Annotated in this window: 17 protein-coding genes; all 17 read right to left on the bottom strand. The window is 39.5% G+C overall.

Annotated features, from left to right (window positions below):
- Positions 1–17 precede the first annotated feature (17 nt).
- Entirely contained in the window at positions 18–839 is an 822-nt protein-coding gene (locus BT797_RS12730; RefSeq protein ID WP_075472289.1) for a prepilin-type N-terminal cleavage/methylation domain-containing protein, read from the bottom strand.
- Entirely contained in the window at positions 839–1,426 is a 588-nt protein-coding gene (locus BT797_RS12735) for a type IV pilus modification PilV family protein (RefSeq protein WP_075472291.1), read from the bottom strand. Before BT797_RS12735 ends, BT797_RS12730 begins: the two co-directional genes overlap by 1 nt.
- Positions 1,416–1,925 (bottom strand): prepilin-type cleavage/methylation domain-containing protein, encoded by a 510-nt coding sequence (locus BT797_RS12740; protein ID WP_075472293.1) that lies wholly within the window; start codon positions 1,923–1,925, stop codon positions 1,416–1,418. The genes BT797_RS12735 and BT797_RS12740 overlap by 11 nt, the downstream gene beginning before the upstream one ends.
- 254 nt (positions 1,926–2,179) lie before the next feature.
- On the bottom strand, positions 2,180–2,407 hold the full coding sequence (locus BT797_RS12745) for a hypothetical protein (RefSeq protein ID WP_139291675.1): 228 nt from the start codon (positions 2,405–2,407) through the stop codon (positions 2,180–2,182).
- A 234-nt stretch (positions 2,408–2,641) separates the two neighbouring features.
- A complete protein-coding gene (locus tag BT797_RS12750) occupies positions 2,642–3,103 on the bottom strand; it encodes a type II secretion system protein (RefSeq protein ID WP_075472297.1) in 462 nt (153 codons plus the stop codon).
- Positions 3,104–3,178: 75 nt separating this feature from the next.
- On the bottom strand, positions 3,179–3,604 hold the full coding sequence (locus tag BT797_RS24585; RefSeq protein WP_075472299.1) for a type II secretion system protein: 426 nt from the start codon (positions 3,602–3,604) through the stop codon (positions 3,179–3,181).
- A gap of 250 nt (positions 3,605–3,854) precedes the next feature.
- A complete protein-coding gene (locus tag BT797_RS12760; protein ID WP_075472300.1) occupies positions 3,855–5,069 on the bottom strand; it encodes a type II secretion system F family protein in 1,215 nt (404 codons plus the stop codon).
- Positions 5,070–5,113: 44 nt separating this feature from the next.
- Entirely contained in the window at positions 5,114–7,024 is a 1,911-nt protein-coding gene (locus tag BT797_RS12765) for a GspE/PulE family protein (RefSeq protein WP_045112174.1), read from the bottom strand.
- On the bottom strand, positions 7,024–8,166 hold the full coding sequence (locus BT797_RS12770; RefSeq protein ID WP_045112175.1) for a tetratricopeptide repeat protein: 1,143 nt from the start codon (positions 8,164–8,166) through the stop codon (positions 7,024–7,026). The genes BT797_RS12765 and BT797_RS12770 overlap by 1 nt, the downstream gene beginning before the upstream one ends.
- Positions 8,163–9,059 carry an ExeA family protein gene (locus BT797_RS12775; protein WP_045112176.1) on the bottom strand — a complete coding sequence of 299 codons (897 nt, stop codon included), beginning with the start codon at positions 9,057–9,059 and terminating at the stop codon, positions 8,163–8,165. Before BT797_RS12775 ends, BT797_RS12770 begins: the two co-directional genes overlap by 4 nt.
- Positions 9,059–10,678, bottom strand: coding sequence for a pilus (MSHA type) biogenesis protein MshL (mshL, locus tag BT797_RS12780; RefSeq protein ID WP_045112177.1), 1,620 nt, complete (start codon positions 10,676–10,678; stop codon positions 9,059–9,061). The genes BT797_RS12775 and mshL overlap by 1 nt, the downstream gene beginning before the upstream one ends.
- Positions 10,679–10,693: 15 nt before the next feature.
- The gene (locus tag BT797_RS12785) at positions 10,694–11,038 is read right to left on the bottom strand and encodes an MSHA biogenesis protein MshK (RefSeq protein ID WP_045112178.1); all 345 of its coding nucleotides are present in this window, start codon (positions 11,036–11,038) and stop codon (positions 10,694–10,696) included.
- A complete protein-coding gene (locus BT797_RS12790; protein ID WP_075472302.1) occupies positions 11,031–11,834 on the bottom strand; it encodes a type II secretion system protein M in 804 nt (267 codons plus the stop codon). Before BT797_RS12790 ends, BT797_RS12785 begins: the two co-directional genes overlap by 8 nt.
- Positions 11,831–12,430: a PilN domain-containing protein gene (locus tag BT797_RS12795; protein WP_075472304.1), complete on the bottom strand. Its 600-nt coding sequence runs from the start codon at positions 12,428–12,430 to the stop codon at positions 11,831–11,833. The genes BT797_RS12790 and BT797_RS12795 overlap by 4 nt, the downstream gene beginning before the upstream one ends.
- Positions 12,430–13,323, bottom strand: a complete 894-nt coding sequence (locus tag BT797_RS12800) for a biogenesis protein MshI (RefSeq protein ID WP_045112181.1) — start codon at positions 13,321–13,323, stop codon at positions 12,430–12,432. Before BT797_RS12800 ends, BT797_RS12795 begins: the two co-directional genes overlap by 1 nt.
- Positions 13,324–13,472: 149 nt before the next feature.
- Positions 13,473–15,389 (bottom strand): EAL domain-containing protein, encoded by a 1,917-nt coding sequence (locus BT797_RS12805; protein WP_075472306.1) that lies wholly within the window; start codon positions 15,387–15,389, stop codon positions 13,473–13,475.
- Positions 15,390–15,677: 288 nt separating this feature from the next.
- A complete protein-coding gene (gene ssb / locus BT797_RS12810) occupies positions 15,678–16,304 on the bottom strand; it encodes a single-stranded DNA-binding protein (protein ID WP_075472308.1) in 627 nt (208 codons plus the stop codon).
- Position 16,305 lies beyond the last annotated feature (1 nt).

The following is a 16,305-nucleotide window of genomic DNA, read 5'->3' on the forward strand; positions in this document are numbered from 1 at the left end:
TTTTATGGGGCATATCATTATGGAACATTGCTTATAACCAATTGATGATCGAATCGAAGCACACTGTCATCGCGTAATTTAAAGCCAAAATTAAGATTTAAAATTGCATGACTAAATAAACTGGCCGATGACAACCTCATCGAACTATCAACACTCAGATCATCAGCCATCAAGACTCGATTGTCTAAGGTATAGTTTTGTGCTGATAATGGCGCTTGATTTCGGAACAAACGCATTGAATCACCAATAGCGAGTAAGCAATATTGTACTTTGTTCTTGGCAATGAAATACCGTGAGACTAATGAGTCTCTGCTTAAGTTACTGCCAGAAGTTAAAGTTGCTTGGGTTGGGTTAGCACCAGACGCGGAGACATAATTTGTTATTTCCGCAACCGAGCTTGAGGGCAATAAATAAAAATCATCTGCGTTGGTAGTCAATACACTGACATATTGGCCTCTAAAATCATCTGTATTACTGCCAGCATTTTCCCTTGTTCGACGGTCCATGATTAATGACATAGTAGACTCCCCGCTAACATTACCAATATACAGTCCCGCGGCGGTAAAAGGCACAAAGTCGATGCAGGTATTATTACCTGTGGTATTAATTCTTAAACTAAACGCGACGGCAGAGTTAAGTTCTTTATCCATTCGGTTGAAGATAAATCGCGCATCGTTTAAGCGTTCATTCTGATTAATCGATGTTTGATACAACACGACATTGGAACTGATAAAACGGCTACTGAACATACCAACAATACCCAATAAAAGGATCACTATGGTTAATTCTATCAAGGTAAATCCGGCATGAAGTCCTTGTGGTAATTTAAGTCTAGCCATCAATAGTTCCCCTTAAATGACGTTAATTCGATGGCTTCATCATTAGGCATAGATATGGTAACTCGGATTCTTTTCGCTATATCGGTAACATCCGAAGTAAGGTTCGAATTAAATTTATCTGCCGCGAACGACACACAAATTCGTAAGCCGTAACCAGGGTATTCATTCGTAAAAGAAGCCAATGCCGCGCCAGGATCACTATTTCCACAGTAAATATTATAATCATCAACGTCATTGAAATTGCCAGGTGCAGAGCTAACTTCACTACCATCAGTACCTAAATCAGAACTACAAGGAAATAGAACTACCCCATCACTATTTTGTTCACCACAACGAATAAAACCACCAGAACTCGTGCTCGTTTCATCATAATAACGGATCAAGACTTGGTCCATGATGCGCTTACCCAACGCCGTGGCTTTAATTTGATACATAGGCGTGACAGTATTATTAGCTTGCGGCAAGAAGATACCCGTGACAATCACTAACGAGATGGCTAACACTACCATACCAACCACAATTTCAATCAAGGTGAAACCGCGTTGATTTCGTGTCTTAAGTGGTCTTGGCGTTGAATTAGTTTTCATGAATAAAACCTTGTGCTTCGATGCGCAGTGATAATGTTTGCTTGCCTATAATCAAGATATTACAACCGCTATTACTGGTACTACAACCATTGGCAATACCTAATTCATCAAACTCAATAATACCCAGAGTTTCAGTGTTCGTAACGCTAAAACTGACTTTAGTACTATTCGCCTCGGCTGCGCTCATCCCCAAATGCGGCGCTGCAAATGAGGTTGGTAATCCAGTTTCACAATTAGTGGGAATACCAAAACGACCAGCGGTAATAACGACACGGTTACAGGCATAAGGATTGGTTGCACGGGAAGTTCGACAGTCACTACCACAGCTCATCGCTTGCTGTTGCACAGTTTTGAGTAATTGCTGTAGCTGGTCACGATACGTTTGCGCTTCAAAGCCATCGCTACCGGTAAATTTAGGGATCGCGGTTGCAGCTAAAGTACCAGTTAGCAAAATAATAATCACGAGTTCAATGAGGGTAAAACCTAACTTAGTACGCATTCGCTTAACACCTGGTAAGAGTCATGATAATGGATGCTAGGTATTAGATCCCTTCCCATACTGAATGTTGATAATATTATAAATTTAATACACTTGCATTAGTATCAGCGTATTAATCAAGGTTAAATACGTATAATTAGATAATATAAAGGTACTGATGAAGATAAAAAATAAAATATTTATAAATAGATATGCTTTTAATAAAAAAACTGACCGAAGTAGACCTTTGTTTTTACTTATAATTTATCGAGTTACTAACTACTGTCAGGGTTAGTTGCTTTTGTATCCGAACCAAACCAGATTTGATAGCCCGCACTTGACGTCGCTTCTTGATAAACCAATGTGCAAGCACCAAACGTATCTGCACCATCGATATAAAAAATAACGGCCTTGGCTGTCAGTGATTGATGAGTATAATCTGAATGAGAGAAACCATTTAATTCCAGCATCACTTGCTTTAGGGTAACCATAACTGGTTTCAATTTGACCCTAGCTCAGTTTGCTTACGACTTAATCGGTTAATTTTTCATTAACCCAAAAACCACTTATTGCAATACAAAACTATGACTTAGAGAGGGTTCGTTTAGGTGGGCTTATTATAACATTTTCAATGTGTTATTACGCCGTTAATACAGTGAAGCATCTATATTTTGAATGTGAACAAAGGCTTACCGAAGTAAGTCTTTAATGCGATTACTCGCTAGATTATGAATGTATTACTTCGCAATACAACTCCGCGCGTCAGAACTAAGTTTTCCAGAAAATACAGTGTAAACAGCGCCAGATGAGGCAGCTTCCGTATATCGTAAACACAGATCATTCGCTTCTTTATCATTTCCAGCTACAAAAAGAATACTCATCTCTTGAACAGCGGCCATTGTATCAAAACCTGTCGTTTCAACCGCGGTTGCAATACCTGCAGATGTTGCAGCGGGGTAACCAAACCAAGTAGCAACACCTTCAACAGTCGATGAGCGACCTTCTGTACCATCGATTGCAGATTTAGAATAAACAATGTTAGCGGCACTGTTAACTGCAGCTTCAAGGCCTGCCATCGCAGATTCTTTCGCATCATCTTGCAAATTGATAAATTTAGGCACTGCTGTTGCCGCTAAGATACCGAGTACAATAATGACAATCACTAATTCGATGAGTGTGAAACCATTTTGTTTCTTCATATCTGACCCTTTTATTTTTTAATATAAAAAAGGCTTACCGAAGTAAGCCTTTAAACTAACATAATATATTAGTTACTAGCCACACGAATTCACAACTGTATAAGCGGCAGCAGACGTTGCAGCTTCAGTATAAGTTAATGTACACGTAGTACCTGTAAAACTAATCGCTAATGACGCAGTTGGTGACGTACCAGTTGCAACACTAGTAAAATCGTCACTTAATTCTACAACAGAAATTAGGCCTGATGCTGAAGGGTAGCCATTAACAACCGTAATACCAGCCGCTGATGCAGACGATGAGTTTTCAACACCTTCAATTGCAGCTTTAGAATAAACAATATTTGCAGCACTATGGATAGCAGCTTCAGCCCCCTTCACTACAGATTCGCGAGCATCATCTTGCAAGTTGATGAATTTAGGTACTGCAGTTGCAGCTAAGATGCCAAGTACGATAATTACGATCACTAATTCAATTAGCGTAAAACCATTTTGTTTTTTCATATTTAAACTCCAATTCACTTTGTTGATAAATTACATAGACATATAAGTACTAACACATCCATATAATTTACATTAATGTACGAATCTGTATATTTTTTGATACTATGCCAAAAAATATACAGATTCACTAGTTTTTTTTAATTAATGTGGCTAAATCGTAATATAACGACTACGCATGATATTGTTTAACATAACGACGACAACCATAAAAAACACAAAAACAAAATAATTACTAAATAAGTAATTAAAATTACCCTTGAACAACGCCCATCATGTACCACATAGGAACAAAAATACCCAGTGCTAAAATCAATACCATGATGGCAACGATACCAATCAATACAGGTTCAATCTTAGCGGTTAACGATTGCAGTTCATAATCTACTTCACGCTCATAAAACTGCGCAGCTTCTAATAACAAATCATCCACTTGGCCTGTTTCATCACCCACCGAAATCATTTGTAAGATCAGCGGGGTAAACATGCCGCTTTCAATCGCCGTAATCGTTAAACTCTTACCTTCTTCAATACCAGTTCGCATAGACAGAATACGTACTTCCATCCATGCATTATCAACCGTTGAGGCCACTAGGGTGAGACTATTGTTCAGTGGCACACCACCTTTAAGCATCAACGAAAAACTACGCGCAAAACGCGATAGCAGGGTTTTTTCGATAACCGGTCCTACAATTGGGATGCGAATATAAAACAAGCCCCACTTCAATTTACCTTTATCGGTTTTAATATAATGTTTGAAAGCAAAAATACTGCCGATCACACCCACGATTAATAAGTGCCAATAATTGACAAAGAAAGCGGAGGATGCCAGTAAGGCACGTGTCGCCCACGGTAATTCAACGCCAAATTTAGTAAACATATCGGCAAACGTGGGGATCACAAAAATATTTAAGACCACTAACGCTAATGCAATCGAGATTAATACAAACATCGGATAACGGATCGCACTACTAATACGACGTCGAGTATCCATTTCTAATTCAAGATAATTAGAAATCTGTAAAAATGAATCATCCAAGCGACCGGTATTTTCACCCACACGGACAATCGATACAAAAATAGACGCAAATACATGTGGATATGCATGCATTGCGGCCGATAATGTTGTCCCGTTGTTTAAACGCGTCACTACATCGTTTAATACATCTTTCAATTTAACGTGAGAGCTCGATTCTGATAGCCCTTTAATCGCACGGATCATAGGAATACCAGCACGGGTTAACGAATACATCTGACGCGCAAAAATAACCAGCTCTTCAAGCGGGACTTTCCGTGTAAACAATTGGCTAAAATCAATATCTCGGTTACCAGTCGATACATTAATTGACGTGGGCGTGATCCCTTTACGCATTAATGCTTCAACAAGCACATCTTGATTTTGTGCTTCCTGCTGTCCCGAAACAGCATTGCCTTGGATATCCCGGCCTTTATAACTAAAATTTGGCATTTGCTAACCTTAATAGTCTTATTTACTGTCCACTACGGTTCTATTCACTGCCCACTACGCTCCAATGCCCTAACCACTTCAGCCAAGCGTAAAATCTTTTCAATATCACCGCTATCGACTTTGTCTAACTCTCTAATATTTTCTGCAATATTAGCGCCGAAGGTCTCAGACGTTAATACGTCACTGACAATCACATGTTCAGTATTATATTCATCTTGGCTGGCATCATCTTCACTGCTTCTGTCATCGAGACTAAGCTCATCAGCCAACTTTAATACTTCCTCGATAGAGGTTAAACCCTGTTTCGCAAAATCCAACGCCGAAAGTACAAGTGGTCGATAATATTTAGTCTTACGTGCTTCAACAGCAAACTCATCAGGAGCTTCACGTCGCAATGCATCGCACATTGCATCATTAAGTTCTAATAATTCAAATACACCGATACGGCCACGATAACCCGTATAGTTACAACTTTGACAGCCCACACTGCGATAAAAATGGGCGTTACTCAGTGGTTCTTTGGCTATTTTTTCTAAGCAATATTGCTCACTACTAGCCAGATCATGGGTGCTTTTACATTGACTACATAATTTACGTACTAAGCGTTGGGCAACCACAGCACGTAATGCAGCGCCAATTAAATAACCTGGCGCGCCCATATCCATTAATCGTAATGCACAAGTAATTGCATCATTGGTATGCAGCGTTGATAACACCATGTGACCCGTTAGTGCTCCACGCAGACCAATTTCAGCAGTCTCTTTGTCACGCATTTCACCCACTAATAGAATATCAGGATCTTGACGTAAGCAAGTACGCAAAATATGGGCAAAGTCCAAACCTATCTTAGGGTTAACCTGCACTTGGCTGATCCGTGGTAAACGGTATTCAACAGGGTCTTCCACTGTAATAATCTTTTTACCAGGTTCGTTAAGTTCACTTAAAGCCGCATATAACGTGGTTGTTTTACCACTCCCCGTAGGTCCAGTCACCAATACCATGCCATGGGGACGACGGATCAAACTACGTAAACGTTTAATTAACTCTGCTGGCATCCCAGTACTTTCTAACTGGAAAACCCCCGCATCTTGATTAAGTAAACGCATAACAACTGATTCACCATACTGCACCGGCATGGTTGACATCCGCACATCAATCGATTGATTACGCACGTTTAAATTAAAACGACCATCTTGCGGTAAACGTTTTTCAGAAATATCCAAACCAGCCATTAATTTGAGTCGTAATACCAATGCCGGTACGATCGCGACTTCATTAAGAATATTTTCTTGTAGAACACCATCAACACGTAAACGAATACGTAATGCTTTTTCATCCGGTTCAATGTGAATATCTGATGCCCCGACTTGCACCGCATCTTCAAATACTGAATTAAGAAACTTAACTACGGTTGCTTCGTTAGATGCATCATCTACATCGCGAAATATATCGAACTCTTGTGTTGGTCGATGTTCATCTTCGAGTTGACCAGCAAATGCTTCAATATCTTTAGTTCGACGATATAAACGGTCATACGCAGGTAATAATTGACTTTCTCTGACAATAGCAAAATCTAGCTGATAAAGAGAAAGTAGATTTGATATTGCTTCGACGGCATAAAGGTCAGCAGGATCACTCAATGCCACCGTTAAATGATTATCTTCAGATTTAACGACTAAAGCACGATGACGACGCGCATGTACTTCCGGTAATTTCAGTACAGTCTGCTGTGGAATATTTAATGCCGAAATATCTAAAAACGGAATATTTAACTGTCGAGATAAAAAGCTAAGCAGCTGCTCTTCGGTAATAAAATCTAAGTTGATCAGTGTCGAACCTAACTTTCCGCCACTACTACGTTGCTCTTTGAGTGCTAAACCAAGTTGCGCTTCACTGATAATGTTCTCACCAACAAGTAAATCACCCAATCGTTGTTTTAATTTCAATTGTGCCATTACGGTTTCTCCAACTGGGCAATACGCGCATTAATATAATTACGTGAAGAAGCAGATAGCTGCCCCATATTTTGTGCGGTGTGATAAGCCGTTAATGCTAATCGGACTTGCTGCGCTTTGTCGGCAGAAATCCCCAGTCCTAACCACCATTTAGCCCGGTTTGGTTCATAGTTGGTCAATTGCTTATACGCAATTAATGCAGTATCTAAATCATCTAAACTTTGTGCTAAACCTGCAAGCATGGCGTAATAATCGACATTACCGTCAATCTCTGGCTTGTGTGGCTTAAGATAATAATAAGCTTGTTGTTTATTTTTATTCTTTAAATAAATACGCGCTAACATTAGGCGAAAATTTGTGTATGCAGGCGATACACTTAAACCTTCTTGTAACAAGGTTACTGCCGATTCCGTTCGTTGCTCACCGTATAAGATCGCGGCTAATTTTTCTCGAGATAAATCATGTTGCTTGTCCAACGTCAACACTTTGCTAAATAGGTGCTTGGCACGCACCTTATCACCATAAAGTAATGCCGCTTCTGCTTTTTTCGCATATAACTGAGCTTGTTGTACAGGTGTACGGGTAATTGCTTTAATTGAAATTATATTTTCTTTCTCAGCGTCATTGTTAACTGAGATCGCAACGCTTTGTATTTCAGTGGTTGGCTTAAGCTTTGCGGGAGTTGCCGCTTTGGGTTCAATATGAATAACCTTAGTAATCGGCGTAACAGGCAATGCGATTGGTTGCGCCGTACTAACCATTACTTTCTTTACGACAGGGCTAACAACGACCGGTTTTTCGAGTAAGTGATTCGCGATCACTTTTTCATTTACGTCGTGATGATTTGTATTTACACGCGCAACTGTCTGCACTTGCTCAGGTTTTATGCGTGCTTTTTCTGTTCTGCCAGGTAATACAGCCGCGTTCACAACCGGAGCGACTAAAACAGTCGTATTTTGTTTTTGGACAAACAAATAAGCAGCAAGTAACCCCATCATTACAATTGCGACAAATAAGCAAATAATGACGTTATTATTACGTGCTGACGCCGCAACAATGACTACCCCACTTTGCTCAGCTTGTCTTTGTTGTTGCTGGGCACCTTTATCTAGCCCCTGCAGCATTTGATTAATAACACTCACAGCATTGATTCTCCAAACCACCAAATAACTAATATCACTTCAATAACAAGCACACCGGCTAAAATCGGCAAACGTAAATTACGTCGCTGAATTGCACTTTCGGTATCTTTAATGGCAAGTTTAACCAATGCGACACTGACCTTGTGATCGTTCAAACCATAGCTTAACATCAAACACTTATGTGCTAACACATTGATTAACCTTGGTATACCTCCACTTGCTTGGTGTAACATGCGTAATGCGCGAGGTTCGAATAAAGACGCACCACGATAGCCAGACACAGTAAGACGATGTTCAACATAACTCGCCGTTTCATTAATAAGTAACGGGCGAAGTTGGTACGAAAAGGTAATACGTTGGCGTAATTGACGTAAGTTATCTTGTTTTAATCGTGTATCTAACTCAGGTTGGCCAAACAACACAACTTGCATTAACTTCTTACTTTCAGTTTCTAAGTTACTGATTAAACGCAACGCTTCTAAAGTTTCATGGGGCAGCATTTGCGCTTCATCAATCAACAAGACGACTTGTTTTGCTTCTGCCGACAACGAAATTAATTGATGGTTAAGCGCTTCTGTTAATTTGTGTTGATCCAAACTAGCATCAATACCGAGTTCACTGGCAACCGCAGCACGCATTTCATTGGGTGTTAAATACGGATTAGGTAAATAAGCAATCACATAGTCATCGCCTAGCTCATTAAGTAATTTACGACAGATAAGCGTCTTACCCGTACCGACTTCCCCCGTCACTTTGATAAAACCTTCACCACTTGCAAGTGCAGTGGTCAGAACCTGTAATGCTTCAAAGTGCGGAACCAAGGGGTGATAAAACTGCGTATTTGGCGTCAAGCCAAATGGCACTTCCGTCAAACCAAAATGCGCGTTATACATTAGCCTTTCTCATTTTTTTGTTCTGTTGGGTACCACTGTTCAAGTAATTCAGCCGAACGTTCCAACTCTAAGCGCCATGTATTTTGGTCAACGACTACAGGTTTAATTAAAATGATTAACTCTGTTTTTTGTACTGATTGCGAACGATGAGTAAAGAGTTCACCTAACCAAGGAATATCACCCAAGAAAGGTACTTTCGACACCAAATCTTTATTCGCGGTTTTCATCAAACCACCAATCACAATGATCTCACCGCTTTTAGCTTTCACAACGGTATCCGTTTCACGCACGTCACTTTTTGCCAACGGAAGTACAATATCCTTTGAACCTGAGATCGTTTTAATCGAATCAGTCACTTCAATAATTGATGGATGAACGTGTAATAATACACCACCATCACTATCAATTTGCGGCGTTACATCGAGGGCGATACCAGAGAAGAAGGGTGTAAGGTCAACATCTTGATCTACGGTATTACTTTCTGTTGATGTCGTCGTGCTATAACCCGTTACAAAATATTCATCACGACCAACTTTAATCACCGCTTTCTGATTATTAAGCGCTGTAACGCGTGGGCTAGATAAAACGTTCACATCACCTTGCGTCTTTAATAACTTAATTGCAGCACTAAAATCGTTACCCGCCAACGTTAATACACCGCCACCAGAAGCAATATCAGTTATATCTTTAACACTAAAATTAAACGATGAATCAGTTGCAACTTTCGAATTATTTACATTCCAATCAATACCTTGTTCGTAGCCGTCATTCAACGTTACCTCCATGATCTTCACTTCAAGCAATACCTGACGCTGTAAATGTTCCTCTGCTTTAGTTAAAAAGTCTTTTATCTTACGAATATCTTTCGGATAACCGTAAACGGTCACCAAACCCGCTTGCGGACTAATTACAACTTGGGTATTTTGTTCATTTGCCGTTAGGCCCAGTAATGTATTTTCTAATTCGGCCCAATAATCCGTATCTGTTTGCGTCGATATTTCGGTACCTGCGCTGCTTGATGACGACGATGATGAATCATCTGATGAGTCGTCGTTATCATCTGACGAGCTGCTGCTCGACGAGCCGCTATCAGTTAAATAGCCTGAACTGATCGAACTGTTTGATAAGCCATTACGCTTCATCAATAAGTAGTTCATAGGGATAATTTCGGTACGCAGTCCCGCACCATTTATCCGATAGGTATTACCTTGACGTTGAATATCATAACCATACATATCTGCAACAGCGTCCATCGTTTCGGCAATCGTGACATCATTTAATGCCACAGTGATACGGCCCGACACGTCTGGACTCACAATAAGATTATATTTAGTGCCCTTTAACAGGGACCCAAAAAACTGGCGTGCAGATACTGATTTAGCAGCAACGTCCATACGTGGTTCGATAACAGGTGTATTCAAACTGTCATTACCGTCAAATCCTGGTAACAGTTCAGCATTGACATCATCAGGTACAGTCCAAGTTTGTGATTGAGCGTCTGCACGATCAAGCTCTGCTTGAATTGATTCTTTAATGACTACAGGCTCAAGTGAACTACGTGTTGTTTCACAACCCGTTAAAAATACACCTAAAATAATAGCAAGATACAACTTGTTCATAATTAAATTTGAGCCTTAATGTTTAATTTTACTGCCAAATAATGACAATCTAAATTCTTTATCATTACGTACAAAATACACAAAATCAGTGGTGATACGACGTACTTTGAAACCTGAAATCCAGCTTCCCACTTGCACCTCTTTGTCATTCATGATTGCAATATATGTATGATCACGCACAAAGATAGCCTGTAAGGTCGGAATACTTACTTTTGCTTTAGCTTGACGGCGAATGACAGGCTCTATCGCCCCCCAAGGACCCGTTGGATCATCGAGTACATTACCGTTAATAACACCTTGTCCCGCTTGCGCGATACCAGCACTCAATAAAATGAATATTGGCAGTAATAATTTAACCACGAATAAACTCCTTATTAATACTCAAGGTATAAATCTCCATCACTACCTGCGCGGTTGGATAGTCTTGTATCTGATAATCAAAGACCTCCCAATAGAATTTCTTGGGTAACTGTTCAATCTGCGTTAAATAGGCTTGAATATTAAAAAATGATCCCGTCATGGTGATACGTAAACCATGTCGATAAAGTAATACTTCCGAGTCATCAGTGACGGTTATCGGTGTTTCGGAATTAGCCAACGCCGCATCAATATTTTTCGATATTTCATCACTCTTAATGATCTTATCCGCATTCAGATCTTGCCCGCTTGCATTCGAAAATTTAGGTTTAGCCTTTTCCTCGACCTTATCAAGCGCGTTATTATTACCGGTTAGGGTCGTCACAGGCAATGACTCAATCGATATCAACTTTACGTTCTTGGCACGGCTTAATACATCACCCAATACCAAAGCCATTTGATTTGAGTTAATTAAGTCGGCCGTTAAATCGGTTAATTTACCATTTGCCTTGTTAAATTCGGATTCAGCACGCGCAATACGTAACTGAACAATTTTATTTGGATCACTCGCTAATGCTTGCAATAATTCTGCTTTATCAAATTCATATTGTTGTTGCTGCTGCTGCAAAGAAGTAAGTTTTGATTGTGACTTCTGGTTTTGTAAATAAACAGGTTCTAACCACAAACTATAAACAAGATAAACAATCGCGATCAACAGCGAGCCTACCAGCAATGAACGCTCACGCATTGATAATAAAGTAAACTTAGCTTTCATTGTCTGCCAATGTTGCTGCATCATTCACTTACCTCCGCTACGAGTTGGTTAGTTAAGGTGAATGCAATCACATCATCACTATTTCGATTAATATTTAATAAGTTAAATTCTCGACCTTGTAATGATTTACCCTGTGAGAATTTACGGATCCAACGAGGTATCGCTTCATGTGTTCTTGCAATCCCCGTTAGTGTCATACGATCACCGGATAATCGTATTTGATTTAAACGAATATCCCTATCGCGTTGCAGTGCTAAATCAGACATTAAAATAGCAAAACCACTTGATTGTACTAATGATAAATCTGATAGCTGCACCAATAATTCATCACGATATTGTAAACGTGTTTGTAACAGAGTTAATTGTTGGATTAACGCCGGATTTTGAACATGCAGTGATACTTGATTAGATAAATCAGCAACTTCGGCTTCTTGTTCAATTAATTGATTTTTTGCCAGTTTAACTTTTTGCTCTAATACAGCCCTGTCATTTTCAGCCATATAAACAAGTGCTAACATCACCACAAGCGCACTAGTAATAGCTACCACCGCTTGCATTAATGTTAAATATTCTTTTTTTGGCTTAAACGCCTGAGTATATAAATTTACGCTATTTTTCATCACAATTTTTCCAAAGCGCCGCCAATGGCAGGTAAGAAACCAGTATCAATATGTTCACTAATATAGGCATGCTTTAATGAAATAACAGGGATAGTAAAATTAAGCTGCAAACGTGTAATTAGCGGCTCTAAGCTAGAACTCGGTAATGCTAAATTAATTTCTTTCACTTCCGGTAATTTCAATTGGCTCACCGCAAAGTCGGCTGAGCGTTGAATCTCTAAGCTAAAGTTATCTAACAGCGAAGTATCAAGCTGATGTTCTTTTAAATCGCGTAATCGAGAAAAGCCACGTAAACGGCGCGAGAAATAAACCTGGTTATCGTGGATAATCGTCAAATTTACTTCTTGATAATCCTGCTGAGTAATTAACATTTGTGTACTTTTTCGATTCTCATCGGCGCTGGTACTAAATAAGTTTGCCGTCGCTAATTCCTCAATACCAATAGTAAGCAGTTCAAGCTTTGCTTGCTGTGTTGCTGTAACAATTAATTCTACGAGACTTTTCGCACAATAAACGAGGTTAATCTTATTTTGATTGGGTACCGAAAAATAATCGAATACCACGGAATCAATAGACTCGTTAATAAATTCTTTCGCAATGAAAGGCAATGTACTGGCAATTTCATTATCAGGGACACTTGGCTTATCAATCTGTAATAATTGATACTGTTGATTTGATAACACAACATGACAAGTTGATGCCTGCAAGTTGTGTTTCGAGATCATGTCACTCAGTGTTTTAACAAGTTCAGAAAAATCACCAAATGCGCTTGAATCAAGTACTGATATCGCCTCATGATCTGTCGATAATGCACAGATATCGACACGCTGTTTAGCAATGAAAATACCCAGTTTTGTTGGTATATTTCGATTTTTTAACCAGGGTATACGCATAAAAATTCTGTTGCACCTAAATAAATGAATAATGGCTTATAAATTAAACAATGACTATCATACTTTAATCGCGATTAAGTAGTAAGCAAAGTGTGATATTAGCACTATAATATCATACCTAAATAACGAAAGTATCACACTAAAGTCCCTCACGACTCATTCAATAGACTGACTTTATTACAAAAATAACCTTGAGCACCATAGACTCCGAGTTTATTTAATACATCCCACTCACCCTTCGATTCCACACCAACCGCAATAACAATAGTAGACAAATTAATTGTACCACCAAGAATACTGCTAATAGCCAGTTGATTAATTTGACGTTTATGTAAATCACGTACTAAACTGTGGTGAATTTTGATAACGTCGACATCTAATTTCTTAATATAAGACGAATCAACCACATCTTGACCAACCATATCCACAACGATGCAACAGCCTAGTGCTTTTAGATTTTTAACGGGCTCTAATAACATCTCTAAATTACGATTAATTTGATATTCATGGATTTCAAAATGCAGCATCGCGCGTAACCTCACCGGCAAGCGGATAATATCGAGGTAAACAGCGCGCATAAAACGCTTATCCAAATAACTCTGAATATCTAAGTTTAGTCCACAAGAAATAGGTTCACCTTGCTCTAGGTTCGAGATTGCCCGCTCTACGGTTAGCCGATCAATGCGTTTAAGTACCCCACATTTTTCTGCCATTGGTAAAAAGACACCTGCATGAACCCATTCATCATTCTCGTCTTTTAACCTTGGGTAGATTTCATAACCTAATACCAGCTTATCTTCCATGCTTAAAATGAGTTGTTGCTCATAATAGAATGCATTATTTTTGAAGGTTCGATCAAACAGTCCACGCCATCTGACAGTACCTTTGGCATAAACTGGTGTTTGCTCTTCTTGTTCGTACAAGAACCAACCAGAGCAGCCTTGTAATACCGCAATCTTTAATGCCTGATCGACGTTTTCTAATACTTCTTCTGTGCGTTCAGCATAATTATAAATTGCGACACCAGTATAAAATAATTCATCACAATCCACCGGCGTAAACAAACTGATTCGAGTGAGTAACTTGTACAACTGCTTCATCACAATTTCAGATTCAGAGCCTGTGATCCGAGGCAATAAAATAATAAATTGATCGCCACGATAACGAGCAAGTACAGAGCCAATAAAACGCTCCACAAACTTACTTAGCAGTTCACAGACCGATTTAACCATTTCATCAACACTTGCCACACCATGGTTATAATTTAATTGCGATAATTCATAGAGTTCTATTTTTATAATCGTGCCAGCGATAACCCCAGGATCAGATAACATGGCTTCTAATTGATTTAAAAGGAAATCACGATTACCAATACCAGTTGAGGCATCAACAAACGCGTTAGTACGCATATAAGAATCAAAACGACTGCGCTCTTGTTTAGTATCTTCCAAGTCTGCAATTAATTTATCAAACGCACGACTGGTTGCTTTTGGCCATTCAGCTCCCGAGCCAACAGCCACTTTAATATGATCACCGTTGAGAATTTGATAACTGCGTGTAGAGAGTAATTCAGCGCCATACATGCCTTTTTTAAGCAACCAGATAGCAATGACTAAACCAAATAAAGCAATGAGTAAACCCGTGCTTACCCCAGTAAATAATTCAGGTGGGTATTCCATCGCATAGTAGGGTGAAAGCATAATAATTTTCGCTTTAAAGTCACTATTCGCTTTTAAATCGAAATGATACTCTTTGAGAAAAGGAGTATCGTCCCCAACATCTGCCGTTCGTCCATCAAAGTCGTAACTGACAATGCCATTTTTTTCGACTGTCAGTTGTAATACTGAATGCGCACGTAATAACTCGGGTAGCCAGAATGCAAAACGGGGTTCACTGTCTTCCATTGCCAGTTGCTCATCCATCACATCGATCAATCGCGAGATATTTTGCTTTTGAGTCTCAATCGCAAGACCACGTAAACTAACGCCGCCTCCCAGCAATACCACACCAATCGATGACAGCACGCACACAATAATAAAACCAATCAGTTGGTTGGTAAACTTCATATATTCCTATACATCCCTATATCAGAATCTCATTATGAAACACAAATTATGATAACGACAATATAATGCCGATATAGTTAATTATTCTACTGCATTCTGCTTTTAATAACATATAAAAAACTAATCACGTGTGGCATTAACAGAATAAAAAGAACAAATAGGACAAATAGGACAAATAGGACAAAAAATATAAATAATTATCGGGGTTAAACATAACGATAAATACAAAAAAACCCCGAAAAATCGGGGCCTTATATAATCTGTTTAAGCAATCAAGTAATGACGATGCTAGAACGGAATATCATCATCAAAGTCTGCAGACGGTTCGTTAAAACCTTGCTGCGGTGCTTGTTGTTGAGGCGCTGGAGCAGGAGCTTGCTGTTTAGGAGCATAGCTTTGCTGTTGCGGTGCCTGTTGTTGCTGTGGCTGCTGGTTATAACCACCTTGTTGTTGTGGTGCCGCTGCTGGCTGTTGTGGCTGACCCCAACCGGCATTTTGGTTCTGCTGTTGTGGTTGTTGGTTACTATTATTATAACCGCCACCCTGCTGCTGTTGACCGCCTTGACGCGAACCAATCATTTGCATTACACCGTTAAAACCTTGTACTACAACTTCTGTTGTAAAACGATCTTGGCCATTTTGATCTTGCCATTTACGTGTTTGTAATGCGCCTTCAATATATACCTGAGATCCTTTACGTAAATATTCACCTGCAATTTCAGCGAGTTTACCGAATACCGCAACGCGGTGCCATTCGGTTTTTTCACGCTGTTCACCAGTTTGCTTATCACGCCATGATTCACTTGTCGCAATCGTTAGATTGGCAACCGCGCCACCATTTGGGAATGAGCGGATTTCAGGATCATTACCTAAATTACCAAGAATAATTACTTTATTTACGCCACGACTGGCCATG

Origin of the sequence: Moritella viscosa (assembly GCF_900120065.1) — a bacterium.
Classification (GTDB): domain Bacteria; phylum Pseudomonadota; class Gammaproteobacteria; order Enterobacterales; family Moritellaceae; genus Moritella; species Moritella viscosa.

Bases quoted from the DNA above. Each gene is read 5' to 3' on its own strand.
- BT797_RS12730 (WP_075472289.1), bottom strand. From the start codon at position 839: ATGGCTAGACTTAAATTACCACAAGGACTTCATGCCGGATTTACCTTG.
- BT797_RS12735 (WP_075472291.1), bottom strand. From the start codon at position 1,426: ATGAAAACTAATTCAACGCCAAGACCACTTAAGACACGAAATCAACGC.
- BT797_RS12740 (WP_075472293.1), bottom strand. From the start codon at position 1,925: ATGCGTACTAAGTTAGGTTTTACCCTCATTGAACTCGTGATTATTATT.
- BT797_RS12750 (WP_075472297.1), bottom strand. From the start codon at position 3,103: ATGAAGAAACAAAATGGTTTCACACTCATCGAATTAGTGATTGTCATT.
- BT797_RS24585 (WP_075472299.1), bottom strand. From the start codon at position 3,604: ATGAAAAAACAAAATGGTTTTACGCTAATTGAATTAGTGATCGTAATT.
- BT797_RS12760 (WP_075472300.1), bottom strand. From the start codon at position 5,069: ATGCCAAATTTTAGTTATAAAGGCCGGGATATCCAAGGCAATGCTGTT.
- BT797_RS12765 (WP_045112174.1), bottom strand. From the start codon at position 7,024: ATGGCACAATTGAAATTAAAACAACGATTGGGTGATTTACTTGTTGGT.
- BT797_RS12775 (WP_045112176.1), bottom strand. From the start codon at position 9,059: ATGTATAACGCGCATTTTGGTTTGACGGAAGTGCCATTTGGCTTGACG.
- mshL (WP_045112177.1), bottom strand. From the start codon at position 10,678: ATGAACAAGTTGTATCTTGCTATTATTTTAGGTGTATTTTTAACGGGT.
- BT797_RS12790 (WP_075472302.1), bottom strand. From the start codon at position 11,834: ATGATGCAGCAACATTGGCAGACAATGAAAGCTAAGTTTACTTTATTA.
- BT797_RS12795 (WP_075472304.1), bottom strand. From the start codon at position 12,430: ATGAAAAATAGCGTAAATTTATATACTCAGGCGTTTAAGCCAAAAAAA.
- BT797_RS12800 (WP_045112181.1), bottom strand. From the start codon at position 13,323: ATGCGTATACCCTGGTTAAAAAATCGAAATATACCAACAAAACTGGGT.
- BT797_RS12805 (WP_075472306.1), bottom strand. From the start codon at position 15,389: ATGAAGTTTACCAACCAACTGATTGGTTTTATTATTGTGTGCGTGCTG.
- ssb (WP_075472308.1), bottom strand. From the start codon at position 16,304: ATGGCCAGTCGTGGCGTAAATAAAGTAATTATTCTTGGTAATTTAGGT.